The 11,500-nt window shown below is 45.3% G+C and carries 11 protein-coding genes; all 11 read left to right on the top strand.

The features are described from left to right. Nucleotides 1–266: type IV conjugative transfer system protein TraL (locus KDK19_RS04635; RefSeq protein WP_257291443.1), on the top strand; the 266-nt coding region annotated here is incomplete at its 5' end. 12 nt (nucleotides 267–278) lie between these two features. Continuing rightward, the gene (locus KDK19_RS04630; RefSeq protein WP_257291442.1) at nucleotides 279–854 is read left to right on the top strand and encodes a type IV conjugative transfer system protein TraE; all 576 of its coding nucleotides are present in this window, start codon (nucleotides 279–281) and stop codon (nucleotides 852–854) included. Continuing rightward, nucleotides 851–1,573: a type-F conjugative transfer system secretin TraK gene (locus KDK19_RS04625; RefSeq protein ID WP_257291441.1), complete on the top strand. Its 723-nt coding sequence runs from the start codon at nucleotides 851–853 to the stop codon at nucleotides 1,571–1,573. Before KDK19_RS04630 ends, KDK19_RS04625 begins: the two co-directional genes overlap by 4 nt. Further along, nucleotides 1,573–2,769 carry a TraB/VirB10 family protein gene (locus tag KDK19_RS04620; RefSeq protein WP_257291440.1) on the top strand — a complete coding sequence of 399 codons (1,197 nt, stop codon included), beginning with the start codon at nucleotides 1,573–1,575 and terminating at the stop codon, nucleotides 2,767–2,769. Before KDK19_RS04625 ends, KDK19_RS04620 begins: the two co-directional genes overlap by 1 nt. Further along, entirely contained in the window at nucleotides 2,759–3,289 is a 531-nt protein-coding gene (locus tag KDK19_RS04615) for a TraV family lipoprotein (protein WP_257291439.1), read from the top strand. The genes KDK19_RS04620 and KDK19_RS04615 overlap by 11 nt, the downstream gene beginning before the upstream one ends. Then, complete coding sequence (locus KDK19_RS04610) at nucleotides 3,286–5,748, top strand: TraC family protein (protein WP_257291438.1); 2,463 nt, start codon at nucleotides 3,286–3,288, stop codon at nucleotides 5,746–5,748. The genes KDK19_RS04615 and KDK19_RS04610 overlap by 4 nt, the downstream gene beginning before the upstream one ends. Further along, nucleotides 5,748–7,715: a hypothetical protein gene (locus tag KDK19_RS04605; protein WP_257291437.1), complete on the top strand. Its 1,968-nt coding sequence runs from the start codon at nucleotides 5,748–5,750 to the stop codon at nucleotides 7,713–7,715. The genes KDK19_RS04610 and KDK19_RS04605 overlap by 1 nt, the downstream gene beginning before the upstream one ends. After that, on the top strand, nucleotides 7,685–9,253 hold the full coding sequence (gene traN / locus KDK19_RS04600; protein WP_257291436.1) for a conjugal transfer protein TraN: 1,569 nt from the start codon (nucleotides 7,685–7,687) through the stop codon (nucleotides 9,251–9,253). Before KDK19_RS04605 ends, traN begins: the two co-directional genes overlap by 31 nt. Next, nucleotides 9,228–9,878, top strand: a complete 651-nt coding sequence (locus KDK19_RS04595; RefSeq protein WP_257291435.1) for a hypothetical protein — start codon at nucleotides 9,228–9,230, stop codon at nucleotides 9,876–9,878. Before traN ends, KDK19_RS04595 begins: the two co-directional genes overlap by 26 nt. Continuing rightward, nucleotides 9,871–10,803: a TraU family protein gene (locus tag KDK19_RS04590; protein ID WP_257291434.1), complete on the top strand. Its 933-nt coding sequence runs from the start codon at nucleotides 9,871–9,873 to the stop codon at nucleotides 10,801–10,803. Before KDK19_RS04595 ends, KDK19_RS04590 begins: the two co-directional genes overlap by 8 nt. Then, a complete protein-coding gene (locus KDK19_RS04585; protein WP_257291433.1) occupies nucleotides 10,758–11,498 on the top strand; it encodes a type-F conjugative transfer system pilin assembly protein TrbC in 741 nt (246 codons plus the stop codon). Before KDK19_RS04590 ends, KDK19_RS04585 begins: the two co-directional genes overlap by 46 nt. Nucleotides 11,499–11,500 lie beyond the last annotated feature (2 nt).

Raw genomic sequence — 11,500 nt, 5'->3', positions numbered from 1 at the left:
TGGAAGAGCGCGTACCCCAATATTTGCACATGCCTATGCAGATACTCTGGTTTGACACGACAGAATGGACTCTGATTCTGGGAACCTATCTGGTTGTTCTGTTATTTGGCATGTTTGCAGGGGGTATCGCGCTACTCCTTCTCCTTTCCGCAATTCAGTACAAGCGAAAGCGTGAGCGGGGATTTTTTCAGCACATCCTTTATGAGTACGGCTACAGCTCCATCGAGGGCTATCCGCTGCCTACCGCTGACGTCTTTTATGAATGAGTCGGAGGAAAAATGAGCCTGATTAATTTTAAAAGCCTGGTAAATGAATCGGATTCTGTATTTGCAGAAAACAGGCTGCTTAAGGTGGGTTTCGGGGTTCTTCTGATCTGTACCATGTTTAACACCGTTGCGATCCAACGAATGGACAATAAACGGCAAACACACATTGTTCCTGTTGGTACAGGTTTGACCTACGAGTTTACCAATGGTGTTGCTGGACACACTTACCTTGTCAGAATGGCACGTTTTATCATTGATTTGCGCGGCAATATTACAGCCGGAAATGTTGATGAAAATTTTGAACTTTTACTGACCCTATACTCAGAAGAGAAATATGGAGAGGCCAGAGATTATTACAAAAAAATAGCCGAAGACGTAAAGCGCTATAACTCTGTCAGCTATCAGGTCCGCATCAATCCTGGTACGGCCATTAAGAACGTTGATAACAAATACCTCTACATTGAGGCAGTTAAGAAACAAATCGTTGGTAACTCCATTACCAGCACAACACCTCTCAAGTACAAGATTTCCTACAGGATAAGGGAGGGACTATTCCAACTGACTGACCTGAAGGAACTCAAACCATGATGAGAAGAACCTTATTCCTGATATTTATGCTTTTCACCGTGACGGTTCACGCATCAACCTTGATGCCAGAAACCACCCATCATGTCACTTTGTCCAATCGTGATGTAAACCGCATTGTTTGCCAGACGGGTGCCATCAATGACGTGTACTTTTCTCAGGAAAAAGCGATCACGGTCAAAACAAGTGGCAGCAATGTGTTTGTTAAGTTCCTGGTTCGTGACGATGGAACCAAAAAAGATTATGTCACCTCAAGATCAGAATTTTACGTGGTCTGTGATGGCGAGGTGTATACCCTGATTGCGACACCAAAAACCACTGATGCCCGGACTGTACATCTGGGCAATCCTATTAAGAACAAAATACAGACCAATATTGAACTTCTCTCCCCTCTCGATCTTGAAGAGCAAGCTGTGACCATTACCAGAAGAGTCATGACGGGTAATATCCCGGACTCATTCAATGTTCAGCGATTGAAAAAAGACTGGATCAACTTCAAGGATACGCTCCGACTCAGACCTGTTCGCAGAGTTACCATTGAGGGCATCGGGCTCAACCTGATTGAGTATCAAGTGGCAACATTCGAAAACCGGCAACTCAATGAATATGACTTCCTCGATACCAGTCTGAGTTCCAATATTATCGCTGTAACCGTCCACCCCCTGAAGTTGATGAAAGGCCAGACTGCAAGACTTTTCATTGTTGAGAAGGAGATCAACTGATGAAAGAGAAATTACAAGAATGGTGGGAAGATCGGGATAGCGAAGAAAAATCCAAAATTAAAAAATACGGCGCTGGCGCCGTCCTTCTTACTGCTCTCTTCTCCACATACTACCTCTCCGGACAGGATGAAAAGGTGGAACCACCTAAAGTAGTTGAAGAAGAGATCATGACCGATGCCAATTTGCTTGAAGCGGATATTCGTACCAAGGTGGATAAGGATCTTGAGTACATGAATAACCAGCTCAAGGATTCCAACGAGACTAACGATGCAAGACTTGATGCCCTTGAAAGTCTGATCAAAGAAATTGCAGATAATAATGCAGTAGAAGACATTAACGACTTATCCTCTGCTTCTATTGGCGTTGAGCCTGAAACAAAGGTGATGGCTTCTGGTGTTATCGAATATCCGCCAATGCCAGAGCTTCCTGCGTCCTTTGCACAAACACAACCCAATGCAACCGTGATCAATAATATTCAGGTCGAACCGCAAATTATCGGTAGTATCGGACATGCAGAAGGTGTTGCATTTAAGCAAAATAACACAAAAAAAAAGCGAACCGTTTACCTTCCACCTTCATTTATGCCAGCGAAACTCCTGACTGGCATCGACGCATTAACCAGTGAAGGCGGCACAAGCAATCCTGAAACCATTATTTTCCGGATACAGGCTCCGGCTGTTCTCCCGAACTCGCTCAAGGCCAACCTGAAAGGTTGTTTCGTGATTGGAAACGCACACGGCAACCTGGCAAAAGAGCGGGTTCAAGTGAAGATCGTGAGCCTTGCCTGTATGTCTCTGGACGGTCAGGCAGTTATTGAAGAGGACGTGCTTGGTTTTGTAGCTGACAAGGATGGCAAGCGTGGTATGGCAGGCAATGTTGTGACCAGAGCTGGAGCCTTGATGGGAAGAGCTTTTATGGCGGATTTTGTGGGAGGCATTGGTGGCACAGTGGCAACCAGCAGCAATACAGTTACCTCCAGTCCGCTCGGTCAGACACAGGTAATTGATCCTGACAAAGCATTTCAGGCTGGCCTTGGTGAGGGCATTAAGGGCGGATCTGAACAGTTAGAAAAAATCTTTGTGGATTACATCAAGCAGGTCACGCCCATTATTGAGGTGGGAACCGCGAAGGACGTAACCGTTGTTATTCAAGAAGGCGTTGAACTGGAAATTAAGGAGACCTCCCATGTTCTATAAATCTATATCCCTGATCGTCTTCAGTTTTGTTATCAGTGGTTGCAATATTCTGCCCTATGAATCTGAATTCGGCTGTCGTCTGGAAGACAACTACGGCAAATGTGCGTCAATGGAAGAAGCCTACAAAGAGGCGGTTACAGGAGAGCCACAAGGAGAGCTGATTGTACCGGCTTCCCAGAAAGGCAATTCAACATCTAAGAATGAGGCGCAAAAGTCATCAAACGGTTCTGATAACAGTCCTGTTGTGCCAGCGGAACAGCCCTACCCGAATTACAGGGATAGTGTTTACAAGGAACTTTCCACCCTGATCCAACATCCTCAGACTCCCATGCTGCGAGCCCCTGAAACCATTAGGACACTGGTGCTCAGTTATTCACCCGGAACACGTAAGCAAGTGCTCTACATGCCTCGATTTATATTTTCTGTGATTGAAGAGCCGGAGTGGGTTCTCGGGCAGTATCTGCATAAAAAACCGGAACTGGTTGAGGGTATCGTTGATTCAGGGAGTATTGAAAAATGATTGGTCAGTTTCTGAAACGCAAGGGAACCAAGACCGCTCAGGATATTGACAAGTTATCTAAGCGGGATCAGTTCTCAGACTTTCTTCCCTGGATGTTTTTCAATGACAAACACGAACTGTTTGTTAATTCTGATAATACCGTCGGCATTATCTGGGAATGCAGGCCACTGACCTTCTGCGATATGTCACAAATCACCGCATTTGAGGGGCTGCTGAAGCAAGACTATCCTGATGGCACAATCATGCAATGGATACTTTGCCCAGATCATAATATTGATGGTTTCCTGAACGAATATAAGGCCAATAAGGTTCGCAAGGACGCTCTTGCACAGAAGACAGTGGACGAATATGCCAAGTTCCTTCGCTCTGGCGTTAATGGCATGAAGTCCATGAATGGAATTCCGGTTCGTAACTTCCGTTTACTGGTTTGTTTGAAAACACCTAACAACATCGACTCAGACCAACTCTCACTTATCGAGGAAACGCTGCAAAGTAACGGCCTTGCTCCCAGACGATGGAACTCTGATGATCTGGTACTTTGGGCGCGTCGATTCTTTAGCGGAGAAGAGTATGATAACAATGCCCAGCACGACCCATCCATACTGTTAAGAAAGCAAGTGATTAACTCTGATAGCCCACTGGATTTCAGGGATGGTTCAATGGTCAAAGTGGGAAAACGCTTCGGGCGATGCGTCTCTCCCAAAGCGCTCACTAAAAATATTGATCCTCTGAAAGCCAACAAAATATTTGGTGGTTATATGGGCAGAACCGATGATGCCCGACAGATCAATGTTCCATTCCTTTACAGCCTGAATATTATCTTTGATAACCAGGCATCTTCGATTAAAAGTAAAGCCGATGTTTTGATGACTATGAAGGCTACTGGTTCTTTCGCTAAAGACGTAGCCAGACGGGTTGAAGAGTACAGTTGGGCGTTGGACAAGCTGGCAACCAATGAACCGTTTTTCAAAGTTATTCCCAGTCTTTGGCTCTTTGGCGATACGGAGGAACAGGTTCGTGATGCCTCCAGTCGGGTTTACAAAATCTGGGAAGACCAGCAGTTTGAAATGCAGCGAGAGACCCGACTTTCCAAGGTAATGATGATTAGCTCTCTGCCTTTTGGCCTTTATAACACAGGCAACAATGTCACCAATATGGACAGGCACTTTATGTTGCCATTGTCTGCTATTGCACGTTTTCTTCCTGTTCAGTCTGACTTTCAGGGCAGCTCACAGCCGGTTCTTGCCTATGTGGGTAGGAAAGGACAAATCTACGGTCTGGATGTCTTTGACACTCGCAGTGATAACCATAATTTCTTTGTAGCAGCTGGCTCCGGTAGTGGCAAGTCGTTCAGTTTGGGCTTCCTAGCCTCCAACTATTATGCGGCTGGAGCCAAGGTTCGTATTGTTGATATTGGTGGCAGCTATGAAAAGCTGGCAAAAACCAACAAGGGCGTCTTCCTGGATTTTGGCAAGGAAAACATCTGCATCAATCCTTTCGACTTTCATTACAACGACGACAAAGACCGTCTTTCTAATCAGATGTCCGCCGCTTATGTGGTGGCAGAGATGTGTTTCTCAGGTTCGGGAGCCAGCACGACAGAAACCGAATGGTCACTGATCAAAAAAGCCTGTGAGTGGGTGGACTGGAACGGTCATAACCTTCGCGGAATTGATGCCGTATTTGAGTATCTATCAACCTACCCTAAGCATGCCGGTGACGGTGATCTAAAGCTTGAGAAAGCTATTGAAATAGCAAAAGAACTGGCTTTTAACCTCCATGACTTTACCAGTAAAGGACGATACGGGCGTTTCTTTAACGGCAAGTCCACCTTTGACATCAGTAATGATGATTTTGTCGTCATCGAGCTGGAAGACCTCAAACCACAGAAAGAGCTTTTTTCCGTGGTCATTATGCAGATCATGAACAAGGTCACAGAAGATCTCTATCTGTCTGATCGTTCTACACCACGCTTCATTATCTTTGAAGAAGCAGCAACTTTGCTCAAGAAAAATGGTGTCGAGGACTTTTCCCGACTAACTGGTATTGTCGAAGAAGGCTATCGTAGAGCCCGTAAGTACTCTGGCAGTTTCGGTGTGGTGCTTCAGAGTCTTCTTGATCTGAAACAGTTCGGTGAGTTGGGTGATGTCATCCTGGCAAATGCCGCTTATCGCTTCCTGCTCAGGGGTGAAAATCATAAAAAGGCCATTGATGAAAAAATGGTGGATTATCCCGGGCTTGCCGGTGATCTTCTGTGCAGTGTCAGAAACGTAAAACCTCGATATAGTGAGATGTTTGTTGATACTCCCTTTGGTAAGGGTGTCGCCAGACTCTCAGTTGATCCCTGGAGCTACTGGATATACACCAGTACCGGTACTGAAAAGAGCATGTTCAATGCCTTGCTAGAACAAGGAATGGAACCTTATCAGGCTATTCAGAAGCTCTCTGGGGTACAGTGATGAGAGTTGCCCTGTTCCTCCTGTTTCAACTGCCGACACTGGTATATTCCGCTGACGATGTGGTTAGCAGAGCCAAGGCCAGTGCCGGAATGGTCAGTTCACAAGTAGGTTCTGCGGATGGACTGAAGAACAATTATGCAAACCCGATGCTGACCACTGAAAACCTTTCTACAGCCGATGGAACAGGTAACTTCAGTGCCCAACTTGGCTGCTCTAGCAATAACAAATTCCTTGAAATGGCTATTCAGCCTTTACCTACCGGCGATATTCGATTCCTGCATTTGCTCCAAGACGTAAAACTGAATGGGACTCTTCAGAATGTTACTCCTTTACAGACAGTATCCGGGGTATGTGCGAATGGGCTGATCAGTTGTAATCCTGGTTCATGGGATAATTGTACTAGTTATCAGTGGTCAGCATCAGACTCAGGCACCTTAACACTGGAACCTATGTCTCTTTCTGATATGGGCGGCTGCTATTGCATCAACGATAGCTGCGGAGACCGTCAGGCATGGAATAACATATCAAGCATTTTGAATGATCTTGGCGGTGGCGCGTCAGCTGCTCTTTCTGCCAAAAACCCCTACTATGCAACCAGCGATACCAGTATCAGTGACACCACCATTAGATTTTATGGCCAGAAGCCGGGAGCCTGCGTTGCTTCAGACTCTTATGCTGATTCTTCTATCCCTTCAACCAGTGAGCTTTCGTCCTATATTAACAATCCAAACAAGCTGAATTCTGATGCCTTCTCTACAGCTCAGTCCAATGATCTCTATCAAGGGGTGGTTAAATCAAACCTTGGCAGTACTGACAGTTACACGTACAAGTCCTGCGATGTGCGTCGTGTTATCAATATGGATGAGGCCACCATTGAGGACATCATAGGTTTTGATGGTGGTGTGGGTAGTGTTCGCGTCTGCGGAATTGATTGTCTTGAACTGGTATTAGGTCGTCAGGGTGATAACTACTGGGGCGGTTCCTGCACCATGTATGAAGCTTATACCCGTTTTAACGTAAAAAAACCTGAACGCATTATCAGTGCCACACTGACTCATGCTGCATTCGATGACTGGATTCAGGTGACATCCAACAACAGTGTAATTTGGTCGGGCCCTTACAACAACTGGACAGGGACTGGCAGACCTCCCGGTTCTTGTGAGTTGGCAACCAACTGGCGAATGAACCCTAACGTCGACTTTACCTCTCACTTAAAAAGAGGCGGACCTATAGATTTTAAAACAAGGGTTGAAGTTACTGGTGGGGGAGAGGGTTATACCAGAGCCATTGTCAAAGCCGATACCACCTGCAAACTCAAACCAGATTATGTCACCAACAGCTGCACAGCCTTCGAGCAGGAACCTGCCTGCAATCTGGTTGAGGAGACTGTTGATGGGGTTCAGACCTTTCGCAACTACGCTGCCACTGGCCTTACACCATTACCACAAACCAATGATATTGTCGGAGCTTACTGCCGCATTGCCGCTACCAGAGACTGGTTTCATAAAAAGAGAAAATATCAGTGCAAATCAGACGATGACTATGATCTCAAAACTGGCCTTGATCGTTCAGCGTACATCTATAAAAACGCCACCAATGACGGCTACAAAGACCGTATAGCTGACCAGTCTACAGGGCAGTTCACCTACAGTAGCGGTTCATTTGATACTTCCCAGCCAATTAACACACTGAGCTATACCCCGATGTGCAAGACCAGAATCCCAAGGCTGGCTGCTGACGTAACTCAGTTCGGGACAGTTCAGGATAAAACAACTAGCAGCATCAAGTACGACGTATTTTATAAAGAGTGCGTGGACAATACATGCCCTATCGAAGACAGCTCAGAGGAAATTATTAAGAACTGTCAAAACATTAATGAATTTGCTGAAGCAGCGACCATTATGCAGACGCTAAGGAAAGCAGGACAGGACATAATATGCACAAGTGGCAATATGCAATTACCTTAGTCCTTTCAATTCTGATTACTCCATTATCAATCGCTGAAAATTGGATGTGTGGTCAGGACTTGAACGGCAATGGTAATGTAGCTGATCCCGGTGAAACACAAGCATGCGTTACTATTGATGGAGACAAGTTTTGTCCATTGGCGACTGACTGTGATATTAATTCTAAAAAAGAATGCACAACCATTGCTACCAGCCTGGGTAGTTACACTACTAATCTATTTGCTGGAATACAGACTCAAGCAGGACAAACAAGCACTAGGCACCATATAAACTTTTTTCAAAACAAACACACAACAACATTATATAATCCCAGTAATTCAACAGTAAATAGTGTCAATATAACTGATAACACAATAATTACTCCTTCACTATGTCAGAGATACCCAGACTTATCTATGGATGTATCTGTACTCATGACATACCCGAACCCGACCAACCCTCCAGCAATTGCACCTAACTACATAGTCAATCAGTACCCAACCTGTGCTAATGGTATGGTTTATGACGTTTCTCTAAGCCCACAAGGGCTACCCTATACCCCATTAGAAATATGCTACGGATCATTCTGCTCTAATTGGAATATCTTATCTGCTCAGGTTACATTCACAGCATCTATAACCAAGGAAACCTGTGAAGAAGAAACAACCTATGCCTGCCCTCTTGGTAATGAGTATGCTTGTCTGAATAACAATGGAAAATATCAATGCAGTCAAAACCGCTGTGTTGACCTGGATGTTGCCACGCCTGAAATTACTGACAATATCACTGGAACCATGCTCGTTGATGATGGACAGCGTGACAATGAAGGACTGTGCATGGATCAGCTTATGATCTACTCGGGTAAAGCAAGCGAATGTCTTACCTCAGGAACACAAACTGCCTTCCAAAATTGCTGTGACTCTGGCGATGGTCAAATCCTCACCGACGACGTTGGCTCTATTGCAGGACTTGCCGGTTCCTTTGACACGGTTAAGACGGTATATACCATCGCAGAAGGTGCTTTTTACACATATCAAAACATGCTTGCCACTGGCTCTACGGTGGCTGAAGCCTCCGCCGCCGCTGCCACAACAGCAACTCAGGGAACATTAATTGCTATAGATCCTACAACCCTGGCAATTTCTGTGGCTTTACATTTTGTTATGGATTATCTAACCAAAGCCTGTGATTCGGAGAGCATGAACACAGCCATTATGTCGGGTTCAGGTTATTGTCACTATATAGGTGAGTATTGCAAAGAGGAATGGGACTTTGTTGGCTGCGTTCAAGAAGCAAAGTCCTACTGTTGCTTCAACTCAAAAATGGCGAGAATTATTCATCAGCAAGGTCGCCCGCAACTCAATAGCTTTGGTGCAAACTCATGGGGATCAGTTGAAGCGCCGAATTGCAGAGGCTTTACACCTGAAGAGTTCCAAAGTCTAGACTTTTCCAAAATCGACTTGACCGAGTATTACCAAGATCTGACCCGTCAGACCGAAGGCGTTATACAACAAAAAGTAAACGAGGGTGTCAATGACTTCTATAACCAGACTCGTTAGCCTGATGTGTGCGCTGGCACTATCCTGTACATCTATTGCTGGAACATCAGTTATTGGCAGAACATATCCAATTGCTGAGAACGATGCCCTTGATGAAATAAAAAAGAAAGCCAGTAAGATACCGCCAGAAGCATTTATAAAATCAAAGTCAGACTGGTCGGCTTTAAAGTCTTTGTCGCTGCCTTTGGCTTCAGCGACCAGATCAAGAAAGCACATACCCTGGCATACAACCCAGTTTGACATCAAAAACGCCGAAGGCCGTGTACTATACCCCAAGGGCTTTCGTTTTAACCCGCTTCAGTACGTCAAGTTGCCACAACGCATTGTAGTTATCAGAGAAGATCATGCCGTCTGGCTGAAAGAAAATCATCTCAAATCAACTGACATGGTGTTGCTTACGGATGGTGACATTGAGAAGGTATCCAAATTTATTGGACGGCCAGTATTTATTCTCGAAGATTCTGTTAAGCAACGCCTTGGGCTTGAGTATGTACCGACAATTCTCAGTCAGCCTGCCACCTATTTCCAGATTGACGAATTTTACCTGAGCAAACTAACCCCTATACCGGAGGCAACGTATGACACGGAAACTCATACTCACGTTCCTACTGTTACTGATGAGTAAGCAGCTGTGGGCGGTTGGTAATTGCAATGGTTCACCCATCAACCCTATAACGGACATTTCATGGCAGTGCATATTTCCGGTACGTCTGGCTGGCGTCATACAACTTGGCCCTAATGCGTCTGAAGACCCAACTGACACTGAAAGCCCGGTCTGTGTGTGTAATCAGGGTGCTATTCCAAGAGTCGGGGTTAAGGCTAGTTTCTGGGAGCCAGCCAGAATCATAGATACGGTTTCTGACCCTTACTGCATGATGCCTTTGGGAGCCTCAATTACTAACCCAGCACCTGGTACCCTTGGTGGTTCATTGAGCAATAAAAGTTCTGGAGGTAAAGCATTTCAGCAAATGCATTATTACCAATTCCCAGCATGGGCAATGCTTGATATGTTCACAGACATACCCTGCATAGAAGAAACAGAATTTGATGTCATGATGATGAGTGAGGTGATGCCCACCTGGAACAACGACGTACTATCAATGATTGTTAACCCGGAAAGCATTCTCTTCGCTAATCCTATTGCAGCCATTACCTGCTCAGCAGATGCAATGAATACCATTACAGGCATGCCCAACAATAGTCTTTTCTGGTGCATGGGCGGTTGGGGTAATGTCTACCCTCTCTCAGGCTCAATAACATCAACAGACTACCTTGAAGCGAATGCCGGTATTGCAGCCCGATCAATCTTCCTGATGGGCAGGCTTGGACTGCTTAAAGACACATCACCGAACGGCTGTTATCGTGGCTATACCCCAATCTGGAAGAAAAATCGCTACAAGCTCCAGATGATGAAACCGGTTAAAGATGGAGCTTGCATGCCAATAGGCCGTGACGGAATGCTCTGGTCTGGAGGAAAACACGCTGCCAATGGAGATAATTTCTCATGGATGATGTTCAAAAAAGTAGACTGCTGCATCTCTTACTTCTGATGCTTATAGCCTGGACTACATCAAATACTGTGTATGCTAATCCAGTTTATATCAGCAAGGAACTACAAGAGTCTGCTGCAAAATATTCTGACTACTCACCTTCTCTTGACATGCAGGAAAGGGCAGGAAAGATTGCTGCACAGATTAATAGCAGGGATTGGCAGCAAAAGCAGGCTGAAATGAAGAAGAGAATCCGGGCTTCGCTGTCTATGCCTGAACCTGACTCTGAAGAAGCTGCTGATCTGGTCACACAGGATCGTCCTGTACTTTTTGTCAGTTCTTCCATGCCAATCAGGACACTTCGTGCCTACGCTGCTGATCTTGCAAAAACCAATGGAGTGATGATCATTCGAGGAGGCATACAAGGACTCAGAAAAATATCGCTCACACTGAAATTCACATCTGAAATTCTCAAAATAGACGCTTCCTGCCAGGGGGCTCGATGTCCTATGTTGCCAACTCCTGTTCTGATAGACCCAGTACTGTTTAAGAAATACAAAATCAGCACCGTTCCAGCTCTTGTTTTTCAAAAGGACATGAATATTGCCAGCTACTGTGAAAGGCCTGAAGAACTTCAAGTAGGCTCGGAGCCTCACATTGTTTATGGTGACTCCGCACTTGAGGGCATGTTGAGAGAACTATTACGACTTAGCAAGGATAATTCCATTAGGCCATTCCTGGCGAAGCTTAATTAAGC

Source organism: Endozoicomonas sp. ONNA1, from assembly GCF_024606325.1.
Classification (GTDB): Bacteria; Pseudomonadota; Gammaproteobacteria; order Pseudomonadales; family Endozoicomonadaceae; genus Endozoicomonas_A.
The sequence above is the reverse complement of the archived record's forward strand: the minus strand, read 5'-3'. Positions and strand labels throughout refer to the sequence as shown.